The sequence below is a fragment of the Luteolibacter luteus genome (genome assembly GCF_012913485.1).
GTDB classification, from domain to species: domain Bacteria; phylum Verrucomicrobiota; class Verrucomicrobiia; order Verrucomicrobiales; family Akkermansiaceae; genus Haloferula; species Haloferula lutea.
In genome coordinates this window covers 1480999-1500789 of sequence record NZ_CP051774.1, presented here as the reverse complement: position 1 = coordinate 1500789, position 19791 = coordinate 1480999, and the positions used below count along the sequence as shown (strand labels likewise).

Here is a 19791-nt window from a genome sequence, read left to right as displayed (position 1 = left end):
CAGCCTTCAATGTTGGGCGTTCAACGTTCGATGTTCCCCTCCCGCGCCTGTTATTTTTCCAGTTATAACAGGCGGAACAGGCGGTGAATTCCAAAGGTCCCGGACTCCCATCTCCCCCAAACACCCAATCCGGCCTCCGGGATCTTCACTTTCGCATCTTCTGAGCGGAAACGCGCCGCTTGCGGCAATCTATGCGGAGCCGCGATGATAAAATATGCACAGTCTTTCCCCGATGAGCCTCTGCGAGCATTGCGGCACGGAGTTCTCGCCCCGGGAGGAGGCTGAGCGCTACTGTTGCCGGGGCTGCGAGTATGTGGCCTCCCTCATTCACGATCAAGGTCTTGTTCGCTTCTATGATCTGAAGGCGGACCTCGCCACTGCTCCCGTCCGCAGCCGGCCTTTCGAGGATCACGATTTCTCCTGGCTGGAACGCGCTTCGACTGGAAAGGACAGCCTCGATTGCGCGGTGGAAGGCATTTCCTGCGTAGGCTGCGTCTGGTTGATCGAACGGCTCTTTGATCGTCATCCCGGAGCCATCCGCGCCGCCGCGAACCCGGGCAGCGGCCGCCTCCATCTGGAATGGCAGGCCGGGACCTGCGATCTTCCCGCTTTCGCCCGCGAACTCGCTTCTTTCGGCTACGTCGTCGCCCCGGCCGGAACCAAGGCTGCCACCGAACGGCGCGCGCTTGCCGGTCGCATGGGACTCTGTGGTGCCTTCGCCCTGAATGCGATGGGCTTCTCGCTGCCGGGTTATCTCGGCATGCCTGCCGATTTCGAATTCGCCGGGCTCTTCCGCCTGATTGCCTTCGCCTCTGCCTCGCTAGGCATGCTTGCGGGCGGCTCCTACTTCATTACCCGCGCCTGGCGCGCTGCCCGTGCGGGGTCGCTGCACATTGATCTGCCAATCGCCCTTGGTCTCATCGCAGCCTATCTTGGTTCGATCGCCGGATGGATCACGGGTGAAGAGCGGCTGATGTATTTCGATTTCGTCGCGACCTTCGTTTTCCTCATGCTGCTGGGGCGCTACGTCCAGACGGCCGCAGTGGAGAAGAACCGCCTTCGTCTGGTGCGTCGTTCGCCGCTTCCGGAGTCCGTGAATTCCGGCGGCCGCGCGGTCGCTCTCACCGAGCTCCAGCCCGGGATGAGTTTCTTCTTTGAACCGGGCAAGGCCTTGCCGGTCTCTGCTTGTCTCGCCGAGGGCGTTGCCGATGTCTCGCTGGAGTGGATCCATGGCGAGGCCGATCCGGTCACCATGTTCCCCGGCATGCGTCTCCCGGCCGGAGCGATCCTTTTGGGTCGCCAATCCGTCACTGTCACGGCGGATGAAACTTGGGCGGATTCCTTGATCTCGAAACTTGTCGCGGATACCTCGGGCGACCGTGGTTCGCCGGTCTTCCAGCGCCTTCTCAAGATTTATCTCATCGCCGTCCTCATTATCGGCGTCGTGGTGTTTGCTGCATGGTCCGCCGCCGGCCAATGGCCGGGCAGCCTGCAGGCCATGATCTCGGTATTCGTCGTGTCTTGCCCCTGTGCTCTGGGGGTGGCGGTGCCCCTCGCGGATGAGTGGGCTGCCTCGCGCCTTGCCAGGGCAGGGGCCTTTGCCCGGCGCGCCAGCCTCTGGCCACGTCTGCGCCGCGTGAAGCACGTGATCTTTGACAAGACCGGCACCCTGACCTTGGAGCGGCCCTTGCTCGTCAATCAACAGACCGTGGATGGGCTGGATCGCCATGCCTCCCTTGCGCTGGCGCGCCTCACACGCGGCTCGCTGCATCCGGTCTGCCGCACCCTGTTGGAATCCCTCGGCAGCCGCGGGCAACAGCTCCTCGAGGTCTACGGTGAGTCCCCGGTCGAGGAGAATCCGGGCACCGGGGTCCACTGCATGTCGGAAGGGGAAGCTTGGTTCCTCGGCAAGGGCGAGAATGGCACCATCCTGACCCGCGGAAACGAACTGGTAGCTTGTTTCCAATTTCTCGATTCACTCCGTCCTGCCGCGTCCGCGGTGATTCGTGCTCTGGAAAGGCGCGGGCTTTCGATCCACATCCTTTCCGGGGATGCCCCCGAGAAGGTGGCGAAGCTTGCGAACGCCCTCGGCCTGCCTTCGTCGCAAGCAATCGGCGGCCTCTCTCCCGAGGAAAAGGCTGCACGTGTCCGCGGCTTGGACAAGCAGGACACGCTCTACGTCGGAGATGGGGCGAATGACTCTCTGGCTTTCGATGCTGCCTTCGTGACCGGAACGCCGGTGGTCGATCGGAGCTTGCTGGAATCAAAGGCTGATTTCTACGCCCTCGGGGCCGGCCTCTCTTATCTGAGCGAAGCCTTCGCAGCAGCGGACGCCCGGGCTTCCGGAGTCCGGCGCGCCTTCGCTTTCGCGCTTCTTTACAACCTTGTGGTGGTCGCGCTTTCGGCCTCCGCCCATATGAGCCCTCTGCTGGCAGCCATTCTCATGCCCCTCAGTTCGGTGGTTTCCATTGTTTTGGCAGCTTCTGCCTACCGAACCATGCGTATTGCAATCCCAATTGAAAAGTCGTATGGTAGTAATGACGTTCAAATCCAAGTCCCACCCACCCGCCATGAGCCAGGCGAGCAAGCAATTTGAAGCCACCCTGCATGAACGACTGAAACAGTCGGATCTGTTTCGTGTCTATCAGGACGCCTTCCGAACGGCCACCGGCCTTCCACTCCGTCTCGTCGGTGCGGATCCGGAGGAGTGGTGTCTGGACGATCAGAGCGTGAACCGAAGTCCCTTCTGCGAGGTACTCAATCACTGCAAGACCGCCTGCATGGCCTGTGTGGAAACGAACCGCCGTCTCGTCCATGAGGCGTCCGTAAGCGGCCCTTCAACTTGTCATTGTTTCGCAGGCCTCACCGCTTCCGCGGTACCGGTGAAAATGGGCAATGTGGTGGTCGGTTTCCTGAAGACCGGTCAGGTCTTCTCGCGCACGCCTGACGAGCAGCAGTTCGATGCCCTCCTCGGCAGCATCGGCCGGAAGAACATGGACCCGGAGACGCGGGAACGTCTGCGCTCCACGTATTTCCAGACCCGCTCGGTCGAGCCGGAGCGTTACTCCAGCATGATCACGCTGCTGCAGAGCTTTGCCGAACAACTCGGCAGCCACGCTGAATCGCTCGCGATCATTGAGGAAGGTCGTGAGCCTGCCGCCATCGCCAAGGCCCGCCGCTACATCCATGACCACCTTGAGGATTCGCTTCCTCTGGGTGCCGTCGCACACGAGGCCGGACTCAGCGAGTCCCACTTCTGCCGTCTCTTCAAGGAGGCTACCGGCCTTACCCTCACGGATTACGTGAACCGTTGCCGTATCGAGCGCGCGAAGAAGGAGTTGCTGAAGCCGGAGAAGCGGGTCTCGGAGATTGCTTTCGAAGTGGGCTATCAATCCCTGTCGCAGTTCAACCGTAGCTTCGCCCGCATCGTCGGCACTTCCCCGACCATCTGGCGTCGCGATCGCTTCGAGGAGGCCGAGAGCTGAACGGTCACTTCATCGGCAAGCGAAAGTCCCGGACCACCACCATGTGTTGCATCTGCTGCAGGCCGCTGTCGCCCTCCTGTGCCGGGGGTACTTGGTCCAGGGGCTCGAAGACCCGCGTATCAAAGACCAATCCGTCCGCGAACTCCTTGTCCGCTAGTTTCACCGGCACCTCATGGGCATCGAGCGCAGGGCTGGCGAGCACCCAGTCATAGGGCCGGTTGCGCGGCTTGTTCGTGAAGATGTTTCCCATCCCGTCATGGGGTGGCTCCTTTGATAGCATGAATGCTTTCGCCATCTCCGCAAAGCAAGGCTCGGCCACGCCCCGGGTATTGAGGTCTCCGCCGAGCACGATCAGGTCACCCTTCGGAACCTTCTCTTGGATCGCCTTCATCAGCGCCATCGTCTGCTTGAGCCGCGAGGTCGCGTTCTTCGCATGGAGGTGAACGCTGATCGCCCACAAGTTCCGCTGTTCCGGAATCCGAACCTGCGCCCAGAAGAACTCGCGGTTGTCTAACACCGGATCATCCCAGATGCCGGAGGCGGCGATCGGAAAGCGGCTGATCACGCCGTTCGGGATTCCCTTGGTTTCTTCCTTCGCAAAGTGGAACTCCTTGCCAAAGGCGTCGTTTACCCACTGCCGCGGCGGGATGGTGGTGTTGAACTCTTGGATGAGCACCAGATCCGGCTTTAGGGCCTTCAGGATGCGAGCACCTGCTCCTTCCGGATTGCTGTGGTTCCCGTTGTCCGGCGAGTAGGTCTGCCTGTTGTCGGAGGTCAGGTTGGCCGCCACGATGCGGATCGGCACCGGCTCGGCCGCGAAGGAGCTCGCCATCGCGAGCAGGGAAACCAGCAATCGGATCACAGGGGACGCGTAGCGCCCGGCGGGGCATTTTGGAACTTGGAAGTTCCCTGTGACGATTTCACCCTCCTCCCATGCGCACCGCGGTTTACGCCGGCTCCTTCGATCCGCCGACCAATGGTCACCTGTGGATGATCCAGCGGGGACTCGAACTTTTCGACCGCCTGATCGTCGCGATCGGTAGCAATCCCGCGAAGAGCTACACCTTCACCGTGGATGAGCGCTTGGAGCTGCTGCGCGCCTCGATTCCCTCTGCGGAGCGCCTCACCATCGCCCACTTCGACAATCGTTACCTCGTCCACTACGCGCGCGAGCAGGATGCCAAGTTTATCCTCCGGGGCATCCGCGGACCCAACGACTACGAGTACGAGCGCGTCATGCGGCACATCAATGCGGACTTGGCCCCGAACATCACCACGACCTTCCTGATGCCACCGCGCGATATCGCGGAAGTATCTTCCAGCATGGTCATGGGCCTCGTCGGTCCCACCGGTTGGGAAGATCAGGTCCGGCGTTACGTTCCGGTCCCGGTGTTCGAGGCGCTGGAAAAGCGTTCCGCGCGCTAGGGCGGGGAATCGGGAAAGCGGTCGGCGGGCCCGCGAAGCGCGGGCTTGTCATGGCAACTCCCCTCCAGAAGAGAAGAAGAGCGTTTCAGGGACCCGCCAGACCGGTTTCCACGGCTGGAGAACCATAGGGATTTAACGAAATTTCGCGACTCCCCAAATCCGGGGTGTCCCTCCCGTCGCCCCGGTGAAAGCGGGACACCAGTTCGGCTTGGGAATGGGCATCAAAGTGTTTGAAAATCAATTTGATGTAGTCATTCACGGTGTTAATGCTGAGGCCAAGGTGGTGGGCGATCCCCTTTCGTGACAATCCCGTCACCAAATGATTGAGGATCAGTCGGCAGCGGGGCGGGAGAACCGGCGTTTTACCAGCCGCTTCGAGGGGAAGCCCCGCTTCATGGAGAATCGGAACCTCCGAGAGCAAAATGTGCGCGATCCGCGAGTCTCGCGGGGAGAACATCGGGGCATTGGCAGAACGATAGAACCCGATGCAGCTGATCCCTTTCCCGGGCAAGGGATGAAGGGTGAGAATGATCGGCCCGATGTCTGCCGCTTGCCAGTAAGGCCAGGCAGGAGAATTGAGGTAACGCTCAAGTGGCACGATCTGATCCACCCGGCGCGTGACTTGGGCTCCCTCGCGGATGAGCGCTTCCGCCAATGGTCCGGTCATTACTCCGGTATCCGGATGGTCGAGCGCGACGAGATAGCGGGACATCCGCTCGTCGTCGAAACCGCCCGTTTGCCGGCAGACATAGACCGGCTTCTTGTCCGGCTCCAGGAAAGGTGCCACGGCCCAGACCCAGGCATCCGCGCCGATCAGGCGGGCCAGTTCCTTCATCAGGAAGCTTCGCTGGGCCTCGGGATCCGGACGCATCGCCGCCACTTCGCCGAGGATCCTCACGATCTCCCTGACATCGGCCTCGCTGACGGGTGAACTCTCCATGTCCGAAATCCTTCTAAAGGTCACCTCCATCTCCCTTGGTGAAACGGGAGATGAGCTCGGCCTGCGAATGGACGCCGAAGTGTAGGAAAATGGCCTTCACGTAGCCATGGACCGTATTGATGGAGAGTTCCAGATGATCGGCGATTTTCTTCCGGTTCCAGCCCTCGCAGAGCAGATTCAGGATCGTGCGGTGACGGGGATAAAGCCGGGCGATTTCCTGGTTGCCTTGATCGGGAAAGGCTCTGAAGTGCAGCCACGGCACCTCCGAAAGCAGGATGTGTGCGATCCGGGTTTCCCTATCGTCGAAATGAGGGGCTCTGACTTGGCGATAAACACCGATGGTGCTGATTCCCCCTTCGGCCATCGGGCGGTGGGAAACCATCAGGGTTCCGATGTTTGCCTTCACCCAATAGGGAGCCGCGGAAGAGCTTTTCAGCAGGCAGTCCGGATCCATCTGGCGCAGCGTGCGGGTCAGGTGCGTGCCTTTGGCTTGGAGTTCCAAGGTGGAAGACCGCGTGACGTCTGCGATCGCAGGGTGGTTCATCGCCTCCACAAAACGCGCGAAGCGGCTGTCATCGAAGCCGCCATGAACCATCCCCACGAAGGAAGGAGCCCGGTCCGGTTCATACTCGGCCATGCACCAGACCCATGACTCGGCTTTGACCAGATCGCAGAGACCCTCCATCAGGATCCGCCGTTTGGCATCAATGTCGCCACTAGAGGCGATCACCCTCCCCAAGAGACGTACGATCGCCCGCACATCCTCTTCGGAAAGAGAAGATTGCCGGTTCGGGGAGCCATTCATGGGGAGGTATGAATCTACCATGGCCGAATCCTGACCACGGAGAACGGGATTCATGATTGGAAGGACAAGGCCCCGTGAAAATCCGGTGAAATACGAAGTTCCCGGCCCCCAAGTCCCCGAAAGATCGCGGGCGGACCATCTGTTTCGGGTTTTCATCCAGTACAGATTTCGGAAAACTTCCGCCCCGATCCGGAAAACTGCGTTTCAAACCCAAGAACGCCCCGGGACTGCCCTTCGCCATGAAACCCTTGCTGAAAATCTTGCTTTGGATCGCCGTCTCCTTGCTAGGGGCTCTGGCGGTCGGAGTAGCCGCCTTTCAACGGAATGAGCCGGTGAACGCCCTGTGGCTGGTAGTGGCCGGGGTTTGCACCTTCGCGGTGTCCTACCGCTTTTATTCAGCTTGGCTGGTGGCCAAGGTACTCACCATCGACGACCGCAGGGCACCGGCAGCGGTGACCTGTAGCGACGGGAAGGATTTCGTGCCGACCCCGAAGTGGGTGGTCTTCGGCCACCATTTCGCCGCGATTGCCGGGCCAGGCCCCTTGGTCGGACCGGTGCTGGCCGCTCAATTCGGGTATCTGCCCGGCACCCTTTGGATTCTCGTCGGTGCGACCTTGGGAGGAGGTGTCCACGACGCAGTGGTCCTCTTTGCGTCGATGCGCCGGGACGGCAAGTCCCTCGGCCAAATGCTCAAGGAGGAGATCAATCCGGTCGTGGGGATGATCGCGATGCTAAGCTTGCTCGCGATCATGACGATCATCCTCGCGGTGCTTGGATTGGTGGTGGTAAACGCGCTGGCCGACAGTCCTTGGGGACTCTTCACGATCGCCTGCACCATTCCCCTGGCGATGGTCATGGGAGTGGCGATCAAGAGCGGGAAGGCCAGCGTTACCGCTACCTCGATTTTTGGTGTTTTTGGCCTGCTCGCCGCGGTAGCGGGAGGGCAATACCTGACCCCGGAGATGAAGGCGGCCCTCACGCTCAAGAAGACGGAGCTCTCTTGGATCCTCATGATCTACGGTTTCGCCGCAGCAGTCCTGCCGGTCTGGCTGTTGCTTGCTCCGCGTGACTATCTGAGCACCTTCATGAAGCTCGGCACGGTGGCGATCCTCGCGGTCTTCATTATTCTTTTGAACCCTCCGCTGCACATGCCGGCAGTCACGCCTTTCATCGATGGCAGCGGCTTCGTGGTGGCGGCTCCGGTATTTCCCTTCGTCTGCATCACCATCGCCTGTGGGGCCGTCAGCGGCTTTCACGCGCTGATCTCCTCCGGGACCACGCCAAAGTTGCTGGCACGGGAAAAGGACATTCGCCTCGTTGGCTACGGCTCCATGGTGGTGGAGATGCTGGTGGCACTCATGGCGATCATCGCAGCCTGCGCGCTGCAGCCGGGTCAGTATTTCGCGATCAATTCGCCGGTGGATCCCACCAACATCCCGGCCGTCGAGGCCCAGATTGCGAAGATCAATTCCTATGGACCGGAGTATGCGGTGACCCGCGCGGAAATGGAGCAACTGGCCCACGACCTCGGTGAGCCGCACATCATCGGGAAAGTCGGGGGCGCTCCGACCTTTGCGGTCGGCATGGCTCACATGTTCGCGAAGGTGATACCCGGCCAGACCGCCATCTCGCTGTGGTACCACTTCGCCATCATGTTCGAGGCGCTCTTCATCCTGACGACGCTGGATGCGGGGACGAGGGTCGGACGCTTCATTCTCCAGGATCTGCTAGGACAGATCGTGCCGAAGATGCGCGATACCGGTTCGTGGGGGGCCAATGTCACCGCCACCTTCCTGCTGGTCTCCGCCTGGGGGTACTTCATGTACCAAGGTGCGATCGATCCCGAGGGCATCGCGAAAAGCCTGTGGCCGATCTTTGGCATCGCGAACCAGCTGCTTGCAGTGATCGCGTTCTGCCTCGGCACCACCATCCTCATCAAGATGGGCAAGGCACGTTATGCATGGTGTACTTTTGTTCCGATGGTGTTCCTGACGGCAGTCACCTTCACGGCGGGAATCATGAAGATCTGGTCGCCGAAAGCCGCCGGCTTCATCCCGAGCATCCGGAAGCTGGAGGCCGCGATTGCCGGAGGTCTCGAGGGTGCCGCTCTGGAGAAAGCGAAGACCGCACTGCTCAATGCGAAGGTAGATGTGGGCATCACCGCGATGTTCCTCGTCTTCGTGGCCGCCATCGTGATCGGCTGCAGCCGGGAATGGTGGCTGCTGCTGCGAAAGGAGAAGAAGGCAGTGCTTCACGAAAGCGAATACGTCGCGCTCGCGGAGTGAGGCCTACTTTTCGAAGACATGGCTGCTCCACGGAGCGGTCACCCATGCGGGATCGCGCAGGGTCAGGTTTACGATGAATCTCGCGATCTCCGTTCCGCTATAGTCGCGGTGGTTGCGCTCCCAGCCCTTCCGGGCGATGGCGATCCGCTCGTCGGCGTGCGACGAGAAGTATCGTACTTTCTCCGCGAGATCCCCGGCACCGTCAAAATAGATGATCTCATCCTCGGCATACAGGCCCTCCAGTCCTGCACCACGGGGAGTAAGGGTCAGGATCCCATTGCCCATCAGCTCGGCAATGCGGGAGGACGAGTAGAGTTCGACATCGGTTCGGCGGGAAAGGTTCAGCGCGATCTTGGAGCGACGGATGATTTGCTCCTTCTCCCATCCGAAGATCCCGGGGTGATCCAGGCAGCCGTAGTAGCCGACCCGGAGATCGGGAAGCTGGGACCTCAGATCCTGTAGAAAAGCCCGGCGCCCCGGCTCGCCCTTGTCCCTGCCGAAGAAGAGCAAGTCATGCTGGATCTCCGCCTCCGGGGTTTCGAAGGCGCGATGGCATTCGATTCCCGCATCCACCGCGCTCGGGATGAATGCCGTAGGGCAATTCGGGGCCGCGAGAGCCTCCAACAAAGGTCCGCCAGTCGAGCAAAACAATGCATCCAGAACTTCCAATCGGTCCCGGAGATGCTGTGTATCCTCCGCATCCCAAAGCGGGTCCACATACCAAAGGCCGATCCGCATCTGCGGCAAGATTCTGCGGATTTCCCGTAGTGTCTCCGTGGTGATGTATTGCGCGTGTCCCAGGATCAGCAGATCCGGATGGACATTCCGGCAGGTCTCGATGAGAGCCTTGTTCGCGCGCCCCTTGCCGAAGGTCTTGCTCTTCGTCGGAGAGAGCATGCGCGCCCGGTCATTGATCGAAAAAGGATACACGAAGTGCCCCAGCCGGATCAAACCGTGGTGGATTTTCTGGTCCTGGTTCCACAAATGCGCCCCATCCTTGTCGAGCTGGAGGTTGGCGGCGTGGACAATGCGCATATGGGCGGATTTTGAGCGCGAAGCGGAATGTGAAAAGTGTGAAGTGAGCGAATCAGGTGGCGCTGAAGGAAACGAAGGTCACCCGCTCGCTGCGGTCGAAGGCGACGAAGAGCAGATAGGGCCCTATGCCCTGGACCAAGTAGGTTTGCAGGCCGTGCTCCTGCCAGTAGTCTCCCGGGAATTGCGCGCTGGCTTCGGTGCCGACTGTTTCCCCGGGCCTGCTCAGGTAGGAGGGCTTCCGGCCGAGGGCTGCCTCCACCTGCTGCAGGCTCATGCCGGGGCGGACTTTTTTCATCTCCTCGATGGCGCGATCTCCGGTTCTTGGGAGCGGAGCGATGAATCCAATGACTCCCCAACCGAACAAGACCCCGACTGCGAAAACGAGGAAAGGACGGAACATGATCTTGGATTCTGGATGGGCCGCGCCGGGCTGGCAATGGGGAACAGCGCGCCAAGCCGAGGCGTCCCCGCCGGGCCACTTCGCACTTCCCAGTTCCGGCTTCGCATCCGAAACTCCACCTCGTGATCCGTGTCTGCCACGTCCTCGCCAGTGTTGGCGAAAAGGGCGGTCTTGAAAAAAACGTCATTGAACTCGCCAACCGGCAGGCCCTCCTCGGCCATGCCGTCAGCGCCGTTGCGGACGAGTCGATGCGCCAGTATTTCGAACCGGCGGTGGATTTCATCGCTCATCCAATGGGTGGCGGGCGGCTGAATCCCTTCAATCTCCTCGCGCTGCGGAGAAGGATTCTTTCTACCAAGCCGCAGATCGTCCATGCCCATGCGAACAAGGCGGGCTCCATGGTCCGCGCGCTGCGAGGTTTCCTGCCGGGTATCAAGCGTGTCGCCACCGTCCAGAACATCAAACGGAGCTCCCGCCCCTTCCTCGACTACGACGCGGTGATCACCGCTTCCGCCCAGGTCCGGGATTCCCTAGGCGGCATCCCGGCGAATGTGATCTGGAATTCGATCGCGCCGCCTCCCCCGGGAACCAAGGAAGCGGCCGCGGCGACGAATCCCCCCTTTCTCGGCGGGGCGGAGCCGGTCTTCTCCACCGTGGGCCGCTTGGTCGAAGCAAAGGGCATGGACCTCCTGCTGGAGGCGATGGCGCAGGTGCCAGGCTTCAAGCTGTGGCTGGTGGGGGAGGGGATTCAGCGTCCACTGTTGGAGCAGTTGCTCGATCGCCACCAACTGCGCGATCGGGTGTGGATGGCAGGCCATCGCGATGATGCCGTCGGCCTGATGGGCTGCTCGGATCTTTTCATCGTGGCTTCCCGGAATGAGGGCGGTCCTTATACTTTGGCGGAGGCGCTTCACATGCGGGTGCCCAGCATCTCGACGAAGGTCGGCTTCGCTCCGGAGTTCCTGCCCAAAGAAGCCCTCATGGAAACCCACTCGGTCCCGGAGCTCGTGCGCGGCTTGAAGATGGCACTCGCGGAGCCGGCGGATCTGAGGGCACGACTTGAGCCGTCCTTCGCGCTCGTGGCCACCGAGGTCACGCTCGACGCGATGACTGCGAAGGTAATCGCGCTCTATGAGAAAGTACTGCGGGCCTAGTTCCCTGTCCTAGCTATTCCTCTCAGCCCAATAGGTCCGGTAAGCTTCGTCACACTCGGAGCATACGTGCACTTTCACTTGCTCCACCTTGACCGCCGGATATTCCGCTCCCAACAGGCGCTGTCCGCGATGGTGGGGGAACTCCTGCTCCATCACCTCGATATAGCCCGGAACATAGCCGGGATATCCCGTGGAGCCCCGGACCGTTTCAACTTCCATCCGGGTCTTGTGGACTTCGCAGGTCGATGCTTCACGAGAGGAAAGGTCAACGACGCTAACACAGCTCGCCATGAGCAGCGGCGTAGTCGCGGTCAAGCCAGAGAGGAGCCTACTGAGGGTCATGAAATTGATTTAAGGGCCTGCGCTCTCTCCGGTCAATCGGGCCGCCACCCGGAGAGTGTCGGGCAGTGTCATTTTTCCCGCTCCGTCACCTTGCGCCGCTGGACATCGCCTATCCGCAGCTTAGCTTCGCCGCGTGCCGATCACTCTCTTCCCATCTCCCGCGAGCGAAGAGCCGGAAGCCGAGGGTGAGCTCCCGGTGGCACTGCCCAAGGGGACGATCTGGATCGATATGGTACGCCCTGTACCGGGGGAGGTGAAGGCTGTGGAGCGATGGCTCGGCATCTCCCTGCCGACACGGGAAGAGATGCGCGAGATCGAGGCCACCAGCCGGCTCTATTGTGAGGATGGAGCCCGCTTCATGACATCGCCCTTGCTGGCCGGAGCGGAAAGTGATGCGCCGGTTTCCACCGAGATCACCTTCATCTTCGCCGGTCCTTATCTGGTGACCATCCGCGATGCGGACTTGCAGAGTTTCCGACAAGTATCGACCCAGTTTTCCCGGCGCCATCTGGCAAGCCGCGACCAGATTTTCCTGAACCTGATCGAATCGATTGTCGGTCGACAAGCCGATCTTCTCGAACGTCTTTCCAAGGAAACGGAAGAACTCTCGGCTCGCATTTTCAGGCGGCTGCCGCGGGCGAAAGAGTCGGAAGACAACTTGCGTGAAGCCATCTTCCGGCTAGGCCGGAGCGGGGACCTGATCGCACGCGAGCGGGACTGTATCGTAGGCCTGTCGCGCTTGGTCCAGTATGCCTCCCAAGACGATTTTGAGAGCGGGGAAGGCGGTTCGCGGGTGAGTGCCCTTTACCCGCGCCTCAAGCCGGTCTCTCGGGACTTGCATTCGCTTTCCGAGTTCGCGGGATTCCTCTCTTCAAAGATCAGTTTCATGCTCGATGCCACCTTGGGCCTGATCAACATCGAGCAAAATTCGATCGTAAAGATCTTCACGGTGGCCGCGGTGATCTTCCTGCCCCCGACCTTGGTGGCGAGCATTTACGGGATGAACTTCGAATTCATGCCCGAGTTGAAGCTGCATTGGGGCTATCCTTATGCGATCGTCCTGATGATCGCTTCGGTACTGCTGCCCTATTGGTTTTGTCGCCGGAAGGGCTGGCTGTGAGCGTATCTTATTTTTTCGCGGAGTTCCTTGCAACGAGGACTCCGTTGAGCAGGCGGACCATCTGATCCGGAGCCACGCCATCGATTTGCGGTAGCAGTCCATGGCAGCCCAGCGGGGCGAAGACTTTCAGGCTCATCTCGGGCGTGGCTTCGCGTTGTTCATCACCAAACAAATATCCGATGCGACAGTTCTCAGGCCCCCCCGCGATGCCGCCGCCAAAATCGACCAAAACGAAAGCCCGGAGATTTCTCCAATCGAGGCGCTGACGCCAAAAGGGCGAAAGGATCGAGATCCCGTCCGGGTCAAGGCTGATGCGGGACGTGCCCGGAAGCTGCTGGATGGTGAAGACCATCGCCGCACAGGTGGCGAGATAGGCGAGCCAGCGGCCCCAGGTTTCATCTGTCTGACCCAGCAGAAGAACGAGCCCCATGGTCATGAGGCAGAAGAACAATCCGGCACGCGATCGGCGTGTCATCATGTTGAAGTGAAGAACGGGATTCATCACAGCGCTCCGGTGGGGTCCACGCGAACCATCGCTCGAAAACTCCAAAGCGCAAATGGCCATGGATCGGGTTCAGACGTGAATGAACGAAGTGCCGCGTCAGGGCTTGGGCAGCAGCAATTCCAAAGTGTCGCCCTTGAACGTTTCCGCAGCCAGATTGAGACGGACCGTGACGGTATCCGGCATTGTATGGCTATAAACAAGCCACCAGCTTCCCGCCTTCAGGGCAGAGCCCGTCTCCGCGGAGAGATCGGATGAAAAGGTCACGCGGACGTGGAGACCTTCCACTCGCCAGAGTCCGGCAAGAAATTCGTTCAGCGATTTGACATCTCCCTCGTAGACCAAGGTGGTGCTCCACTCCGGTTCCCAGAAACTCGTAAGGCCGCCGAGATAGCGGAACTTTTCGGACGCGATTACCGAGGAGATGCTTTCCTTGCGCTTGATGTCGTAGTTCGCAGGGAAATGGATCTCGGGAGACTCCCGATTGAGGCTGAGGGCAGACGCAGAGGGAGTCGGGAGGAAGGCAAGTGCCGCTGCTGTGGCGATGGATCTTGCCGGTATCGGAAAGGAGAGGAGTTTCATCAAAAGATGAGAACCCGGACCCGGAAGTTCCTTGGCGATTTTCTCAACCTTCTTCGCGCTGGCGCGAAGTTGAGAGCGCCCTGTTCAACAGCAGCAGCAAGTCTGACACCGGCATCTTGTCCACGGGCGGCAGCGATCCATGGCAGCCGTAGAACTCGTGGAATCTCCGGTAGAGCCTGGGGGTCACCTTGAGCTGTTCTTCATTCACCACATAGCCGATCGAGTATCTCGCCCAGGAGGGCGTGAGGCCGATGCCGGTATCGTCGAAATCGAGCAGCGTGAAACGCTGGAGATTTTCCCAGCGCAGATGCTGGCGCCAGAGGAGCGTGCGAAGCGTGATGCCGTCTTCTCCTACGGAGAGCCTCGACAGGCCGGGCACCAGGGAGACTCCCGCCAGCAAGGAAAGGCAGGCGGAGACATAAATGAAGACCTTTCCCATGGGTTGGCCCCAGCCACCAAGTAGCAGCATGGCGACAATGATGGATAGGCTTGCGACCAAGAGCCAGAGGGCAGGTTGCCTCATGGTGCTGAAATGCGCGGGCAGCGTCACGCGAAGCTATTTGGGAACTCTTGATCTAACATTCAAGCCCTTGTTCGCATCCCGGGTCCTCGCCTCGCGAAATTACGAATCGCAATTTGCCCGATGGAAGGAATCACCGGCTCAGGCTAGGGCGAGAAGCGAACGGATCAGAGGCAGGCCGAGAAGGTAGCAAGTGGCCAGGACGAGGTGCAGCAGCCCGATGCTCCAGAAGAAGAACTGGTAGGAGAACTTCACCGTCTTATGGCGGTAGCGCTGCTGGGCGAGGAACGCAGCCGGCCATCCTCCTGCGATTTCCAGCAGGTGGAGCAGGGTTTCAGATGTCCGCCATGCGCCTATTTGCGCTCCACCCTTGTCGTCCTTGTAAACGGCGGTGGTGATGAAGGAAATCACGCCGAATCCGAGACCGACGGCGATCCAATCGGTATTCAGCGCCAGCTTCACGAGGGCGAGGATGTCCACCACAAGGAAGCATCCAAAGAAGAACCAGCGGAAGATCCTGCGCCGCGGGCGACGAGGTGCGCCTGCATCGCGTTGCCGGGTTTGATGCCGGGTGCGACGTTCTTGAGGGCTGGTTCTTGGACGAGACACGGGAGGAGAATGATGGCTACGCGTGGCCTATCAATGAATAAGCCGGAGCGGGAGGACGTCCTAACATGGATTTCAGTGCTCTATCCCATGAATCCGAAACCTGTCATCCTGTCGCTCTGTCTTGTTTCCCTCGGTCTCCCGGCGCTTGCCCAGCGCGACGTGCCTCCGGAGCTTCACTCCTTCGCTTCCGCCTTGAAGATCGAGATCATTGTTATGGAGGGAGATGCCTTGGCGGCAAAAGGGACGATTCAAGGGGACGTTGATAACCTGAAGGACTTCAATGGAACGACCCGCTTGAGGTTTGCGGATGGAAGCCGTTGGTCAGTGAATGCCGAGATCAATCTGGCTTACGAGAAGGGCGAGCATTCTTCCGGGCGCCCGGCGATGCTTGAGGTCGATGTCAGTGATCTGACGCAGTTGCGAAGCCCCAGTGGCGAGAGCAACACGATCTTGCCTCTCCGGATTTTCGCCACGCAGCTTGGCTACCATGGTAGCCAAGCTATCCGCTGTTTAGCGACGGCGAGTTGAAGGTGACGATGAACGTCGTGCAAGAGTGAGCTCGAGCAGGATTCAGACCGCAAAGGGCTCCAATCTCCCGGCGATGGCGGCGGGAACCACGGCTGTGACGAGGATGTCATTTTCCTCGTAGTCGGTGGAAAGCACCTTCGCATCGCGATGGAGCATGCCGAGCAGGTCGGCGCGGCTTTGGGGAATCCGGTAGCGATGGCGTCGCACGCGATCGGCCAGTACTTCGGAGCACCTCTGAAGCAGTGCTTCCATGCCGAGCCCGTTGAAGGCCGAGATCTGCAGCGCTTCCGGATAGAGCTGTCGCAACGCTCCGAGCCGGTCCGGATCCGTCACCAGGTCGATCTTGTTCAGCACCGTGATCGTGGTCTTGTCCACCGCACCAAGCTCACCCAGCACCTTCAGGGTGGTCTCGTGGAACCTCTCGATTTCCGGCGAGGTGGCATCCAACACGTGGATGAGGAAATCCGCGAGCACGGCCTCTTCCAAGGTGGCCTTGAAGGCTTCCACCAGACGGTGGGGCAGGTTCCGCACGAAGCCTACGGTATCGGTGATCAGCAGCGGCTGCCCGTCGGGTAGCTCGATCTTGCGGGTCGTGGTGTCCAGCGTGGCGAAGAGCATGTCTTTCGCCATCACATCGGCGCCGCTGAGCTTGTTGAGCAGGGTGGATTTGCCGGCGTTGGTGTAGCCCACGATGGCAGCGTGCGGCGTTTCCATTTTCTCCCGCTCCTTCCGCTGGGTCGCGCGCTGCTTCCGGACTTCCTCCAACTCGCGGCGGGCACGGTCGATCCGCACATTGGCCATCCGGCGGTCCACCTCGATCTGCTTTTCGCCCATGCCGCGGGCAGCACCGCCGCCCATGCCACCGCCAGAGCCGCCCTCGCGGTCAAGGTGACCCCACATCCGGGCGAGGCGTGGTAGGGCGTATTGCATGCGGGCGAGTTCGACCTGGAGGCGCGCTTCCTTAGTTTGCGCGCGTTTGGCGAAAATATCGAGAATCACTTCCTCGCGATCTAGCACCGTCATGTCGGCAGCGCGTTCCCATTCACGCTGCTGGGAAGGGGCGAGCTGGTTGTCGAAGACCAGGCAATCGCACTCGTGGGCTTTGGCCAGCTCTGCGATCTCCGCGGCCTTGCCGGTGCCGCAGAGGAACTTTTTGTGCATCTCCCGGCTGCGGACTAGGATCTTCTCCACGATGCCGATGCCGAGCGTGGATACGAGCTCGCCCAACTCCTCAAGGAGAGCCTCCGACTCCTCAGCTTCACGCGGGTCGAAATAGAGGCGCACCAGCAGCGCGCGCTCGACCATCTGGGGCTTCTCACGGACTTCGAACATCTGTGGAGGGAAGGTGTACCGGGCCGGGCCCGTGTGCGAAGGGGAAAGTAGCGCGCAAATCGGAGGATTCTTGCCTGCGGGGGTCCACTGCCGCCCGGAAAAAAGCGGGCGGCGCCCGCCAACGAGTGACGAGCGCCGCCCTATCCGGGGGAAAAGCTTTTTGGGTTAGCGTTCAGCCCGCAGCCATTGTTCATGGCCCCAGAGGCCCCATACCACGCCCGCGAGACCGGCGGTCAGCATGGCGAAGGGAGCGAGGGAGATGATCTCGGTGACGGTAGTACCGAGCTGCGCCGACAGCTCCGGGGTCATGACCTGTGGCGTCACAAGCACCCACAGACGGCCTAAGAGGAGCAGCATCGCGCCGCTCGCGAGCAGGGATCCACCCCAGGAACGATAGCGTTGCGAAAGCCGAACGGCGGCGAGGCCCAGCAGTCCGAGGCCGATAACCCCGAGCGCGTCCATCAAATAACCGTTGGTGACAAATACCTTAAGCAGGGCGTCCATGAACTGGGGAGGAGGAGGGAGCTTCGACGGGAGCGGTGGATTTCTCGGTTTCGAAAATCCCGGCGTGCATTGCCAGACCGAGTCCGAAGACCAGCCAGCCGCCATTCATCGAAACCGTCTTCACCACATGCCATCCAAGCGCGGAGGCGGCGTCGGCGGAGGAGACGCCGATTTGGGAGAGGGGAATCAGGACGCCCGCTTGATACAGCGGCATCACTACGGCGTAGCCGATCGCGAGCAGCAGGGCGCCTGAGATCAGGATGCGTGGAGCCCAGCCGCTGGTGCCGCGGGTCATCCGCCAAGTGGTCAGGAGCAGGAAGGCTCCCATCACGATCATGAATACTGGCCGCATCGCGCTGATCGAAGCGATGGGCAGGACATCGGGGGGAAACGTCATGCCGTTAGAAAAGCACAATCGTAAGTCGTTGAGCAAGAGGTTATTAAATAGTGATGCCGGACTTCCAAGGTAATCCAATAGATAAGTTCCACCAATCAGACGGCAGTCTTGATACTTCGTGGATCTTAGCGAGATGGCCGATTTTGCGCCCGGTAGAAGGCTTCGGGTGAGCCTAGGATACCTGAAAAGGGACACTCAGTGTGCTTTCTGGTCGCCTTGAATATTCGCAAAAACGGACACAATGCCCCCAAGAGGGATGTGAATAATTTTACACTGGTCTCTTGGGGCCCCCCTTCGCCTGCATCGGGGCCTTGCTCTCGGCACCGCTGCTCGATATCAGGCCCGCGATGAAACCGTTTACCCTCCTCGCCCTTCTCGGGCTTTCGGTGTCCGCGCATGCCGAGCAGGAATTCCCCCGCGGGACCTTTCAACTGAAGGACCTCGACAAGGCCAAGGCCGAGGCGGCTGCCGCGAAGAAGCCGCTCGCCTTTATCTACACTGATAAGAATACCACCTGCCCGCTCTGCCAAGGGGCGGCGGACGAATTCCTCGATGCCACGAAGTCGAAGGCCGTGATCGTTTACGTCGACTCGCCTTCCACCCCCACGATCTGGCCGACGCTGCCCGACGCCGTGAAGAAGGGCCTGGAGGCCGGGAAATTCATCCCGAAGATCGCAGTCACCGATGCTTCCGCAGAGAAGCTGATCACTTCGCTGAACTACGATGCCTATAAGCAGGACAACAAGACCGTCCGGGATCTCAAGAAGGCCCTGAAGCCTGAAAAGTGAACCCGGACGTCGTTGTCGGCGTCACCTTTACATCACTTGGTTCACCAGCTTCTCGCCGGCCTGATAGCGGGCGAAGTTTTCGATGAAGTGACGGATGAGCACCCGTGCTTCATCGAACTGGCCACCCGCGGTGTGCGGGGTGATGTAGCAGTTCTCCAAGGTCCAGAGCACGTGATCATCCGGCAGCGGTTCCGGATCCGTCACGTCGAGCCAAGCCGCACCGAGTCGGCCGGATTGCAGGGCTTCGGCGAGTGCTTCCTGGTTCACGGTCGTTCCGCGACCGATGTTATGGAAGATGGCACCCTGCTTCATTTGGGCAAAGCGCTCCGCATTGAACCAGCGAAGGGACTCGGCGTTGTCCGGCAGGATATTGATCACGTGATCCGCTTCACCCAGAGCTGCGGAAACTTCGTCCGGTGTGACGATCGGAACCTTTTCGTCCCCGCGGCGGGTACGCCGCATGGCGGTGATCTTCATCCGGAACGGGGCCAGAAGTTCGATCAGCCTTTCCGCGATCGCCCCATAGCCGACGATGAGGAGGGATTGTCCTTGGAGCAGGCGGCTGTCGCGGCGGAGCTCCAGCCACTCCGGTGCTCCGTTCGCACAGCGGGTCTTCAGGCCGCGGGGAAGCTGGCGGGCATTTGCCAGCATGAAGGCGAAGACGTGCTCGGCACAGGCATCGTCATAGACATGCGAGCTGTTGGTCACCGGGATACCCCGGTCCTTCACCGCGGCGCGGAAGTCCTGCGTGTCGTAGCGGGTGAAGCCGGCCGTGCTCACTTGCAGCCACTTCAGGTTCTGTGAGGACAGGACGGCATCCACGCGCGGTTGCCCCAGAACGATATCCGCTTCCTGCATCAGAGGATCGGTGGGCACGTCCGCCAGAACGGAGGCGCCGGTCTTTCCCGGCAGGAGAAGTTCGTGTGGAGCTATGCTTTCGCGGAGCCAATCGATCAGCTCGGGAGAAGTTTGGAGATCGGTGAAAACCTTCAGCGTGGACATCCTTCCGACCATCCACCCCATCTCCCGAACGGCAAG

Annotated in this window: 22 protein-coding genes; 8 read left to right on the top strand and 14 right to left on the bottom strand. The window is 60.6% G+C overall.

The features are described from left to right. Nucleotides 1-232: 232 nt before the first annotated feature. Both HHL09_RS06185 and HHL09_RS06180 read left to right on the top strand, forming a co-directional pair. A complete protein-coding gene (locus tag HHL09_RS06185) occupies nt 233-2596 on the top strand; it encodes a heavy metal translocating P-type ATPase (protein WP_169453699.1) in 2364 nt (787 codons plus the stop codon). Next, nucleotides 2571-3485: a helix-turn-helix domain-containing protein gene (locus HHL09_RS06180; protein ID WP_169453698.1), complete on the top strand. Its 915-nt coding sequence runs from the start codon at nt 2571-2573 to the stop codon at nt 3483-3485. The genes HHL09_RS06185 and HHL09_RS06180 overlap by 26 nt, the downstream gene beginning before the upstream one ends. A 4-nt stretch (nt 3486-3489) precedes the next feature. Here HHL09_RS06180 and HHL09_RS06175 read toward each other — a convergent pair whose 3' ends face one another. Beyond that, nucleotides 3490-4347 carry an endonuclease/exonuclease/phosphatase family protein gene (locus HHL09_RS06175; protein ID WP_169453697.1) on the bottom strand — a complete coding sequence of 286 codons (858 nt, stop codon included), beginning with the start codon at nt 4345-4347 and terminating at the stop codon, nt 3490-3492. 71 nt (nt 4348-4418) lie between these two features. On the opposite strand from HHL09_RS06175, the gene coaD reads away from it, so the two are divergent. Next, nucleotides 4419-4910 carry a pantetheine-phosphate adenylyltransferase gene (gene coaD, locus HHL09_RS06170; RefSeq protein ID WP_169453696.1) on the top strand — a complete coding sequence of 164 codons (492 nt, stop codon included), beginning with the start codon at nt 4419-4421 and terminating at the stop codon, nt 4908-4910. Between the two features lie 85 nt (nt 4911-4995). Here coaD and HHL09_RS06165 read toward each other — a convergent pair whose 3' ends face one another. Then, nucleotides 4996-5850, bottom strand: coding sequence for a helix-turn-helix transcriptional regulator (locus tag HHL09_RS06165; protein WP_169453695.1), 855 nt, complete (start codon nt 5848-5850; stop codon nt 4996-4998). 13 nt (nt 5851-5863) lie between these two features. Then, nucleotides 5864-6709 carry a helix-turn-helix transcriptional regulator gene (locus tag HHL09_RS06160; protein WP_169453694.1) on the bottom strand — a complete coding sequence of 282 codons (846 nt, stop codon included), beginning with the start codon at nt 6707-6709 and terminating at the stop codon, nt 5864-5866. A 185-nt stretch (nt 6710-6894) separates the two neighbouring features. Between HHL09_RS06160 and HHL09_RS06155 the strand changes: the two genes are divergently transcribed. Beyond that, complete coding sequence (locus HHL09_RS06155) at nt 6895-8940, top strand: carbon starvation CstA family protein (RefSeq protein WP_169453693.1); 2046 nt, start codon at nt 6895-6897, stop codon at nt 8938-8940. A gap of 3 nt (nt 8941-8943) precedes the next feature. Here the strand turns inward: HHL09_RS06155 and HHL09_RS06150 are convergent, their stop codons facing one another. Together HHL09_RS06150 and HHL09_RS06145 are read right to left on the bottom strand one after the other, a co-directional pair. Next, nucleotides 8944-9975, bottom strand: a complete 1032-nt coding sequence (locus HHL09_RS06150) for a glycosyltransferase family protein (protein ID WP_169453692.1) — start codon at nt 9973-9975, stop codon at nt 8944-8946. A gap of 52 nt (nt 9976-10027) precedes the next feature. Next, nucleotides 10028-10375, bottom strand: a complete 348-nt coding sequence (locus tag HHL09_RS06145) for a hypothetical protein (protein WP_169453691.1) — start codon at nt 10373-10375, stop codon at nt 10028-10030. 122 nt (nt 10376-10497) lie between these two features. Between HHL09_RS06145 and HHL09_RS06140 the strand changes: the two genes are divergently transcribed. Further along, entirely contained in the window at nt 10498-11529 is a 1032-nt protein-coding gene (locus HHL09_RS06140; RefSeq protein WP_169453690.1) for a glycosyltransferase, read from the top strand. Nucleotides 11530-11538: 9 nt separating this feature from the next. Here the strand turns inward: HHL09_RS06140 and HHL09_RS06135 are convergent, their stop codons facing one another. Then, on the bottom strand, nt 11539-11871 hold the full coding sequence (locus HHL09_RS06135) for a hypothetical protein (RefSeq protein WP_169453689.1): 333 nt from the start codon (nt 11869-11871) through the stop codon (nt 11539-11541). Between the two features lie 133 nt (nt 11872-12004). On the opposite strand from HHL09_RS06135, the gene HHL09_RS06130 reads away from it, so the two are divergent. Beyond that, a complete protein-coding gene (locus HHL09_RS06130; protein ID WP_169453688.1) occupies nt 12005-12991 on the top strand; it encodes a magnesium transporter CorA family protein in 987 nt (328 codons plus the stop codon). 7 nt (nt 12992-12998) lie between these two features. Here HHL09_RS06130 and HHL09_RS06125 read toward each other — a convergent pair whose 3' ends face one another. The 4 genes from HHL09_RS06125 to HHL09_RS06110 form a co-directional block, all read right to left on the bottom strand. Continuing rightward, nucleotides 12999-13469 carry a hypothetical protein gene (locus HHL09_RS06125; protein ID WP_169453687.1) on the bottom strand — a complete coding sequence of 157 codons (471 nt, stop codon included), beginning with the start codon at nt 13467-13469 and terminating at the stop codon, nt 12999-13001. A gap of 123 nt (nt 13470-13592) precedes the next feature. Further along, nucleotides 13593-14075 carry a hypothetical protein gene (locus tag HHL09_RS06120; protein ID WP_169453686.1) on the bottom strand — a complete coding sequence of 161 codons (483 nt, stop codon included), beginning with the start codon at nt 14073-14075 and terminating at the stop codon, nt 13593-13595. Nucleotides 14076-14118: 43 nt separating this feature from the next. Beyond that, nucleotides 14119-14598 carry a hypothetical protein gene (locus tag HHL09_RS06115; RefSeq protein WP_169453685.1) on the bottom strand — a complete coding sequence of 160 codons (480 nt, stop codon included), beginning with the start codon at nt 14596-14598 and terminating at the stop codon, nt 14119-14121. A 138-nt stretch (nt 14599-14736) separates the two neighbouring features. Next, entirely contained in the window at nt 14737-15204 is a 468-nt protein-coding gene (locus HHL09_RS06110) for a DUF1294 domain-containing protein (RefSeq protein ID WP_169453684.1), read from the bottom strand. An 87-nt stretch (nt 15205-15291) separates the two neighbouring features. On the opposite strand from HHL09_RS06110, the gene HHL09_RS06105 reads away from it, so the two are divergent. Beyond that, nucleotides 15292-15732: a hypothetical protein gene (locus HHL09_RS06105; protein WP_169453683.1), complete on the top strand. Its 441-nt coding sequence runs from the start codon at nt 15292-15294 to the stop codon at nt 15730-15732. 42 nt (nt 15733-15774) lie between these two features. Here the strand turns inward: HHL09_RS06105 and hflX are convergent, their stop codons facing one another. The 3 genes from hflX to HHL09_RS06090 all read right to left on the bottom strand — a co-directional run bounded on the left by hflX (nt 15775) and on the right by HHL09_RS06090 (nt 17965). Then, on the bottom strand, nt 15775-17064 hold the full coding sequence (hflX, locus tag HHL09_RS06100) for a GTPase HflX (RefSeq protein ID WP_169453682.1): 1290 nt from the start codon (nt 17062-17064) through the stop codon (nt 15775-15777). 165 nt (nt 17065-17229) lie between these two features. Further along, entirely contained in the window at nt 17230-17568 is a 339-nt protein-coding gene (locus HHL09_RS06095; protein ID WP_169453681.1) for a hypothetical protein, read from the bottom strand. Next, a complete protein-coding gene (locus tag HHL09_RS06090; RefSeq protein ID WP_169453680.1) occupies nt 17552-17965 on the bottom strand; it encodes a hypothetical protein in 414 nt (137 codons plus the stop codon). The genes HHL09_RS06095 and HHL09_RS06090 overlap by 17 nt, the downstream gene beginning before the upstream one ends. 347 nt (nt 17966-18312) lie before the next feature. Between HHL09_RS06090 and HHL09_RS06085 the strand changes: the two genes are divergently transcribed. Continuing rightward, complete coding sequence (locus HHL09_RS06085; protein WP_169453679.1) at nt 18313-18753, top strand: hypothetical protein; 441 nt, start codon at nt 18313-18315, stop codon at nt 18751-18753. A 27-nt stretch (nt 18754-18780) separates the two neighbouring features. Here HHL09_RS06085 and HHL09_RS06080 read toward each other — a convergent pair whose 3' ends face one another. After that, nucleotides 18781-19755, bottom strand: a complete 975-nt coding sequence (locus tag HHL09_RS06080) for a D-2-hydroxyacid dehydrogenase (protein WP_169453678.1) — start codon at nt 19753-19755, stop codon at nt 18781-18783. Nucleotides 19756-19791 lie beyond the last annotated feature (36 nt).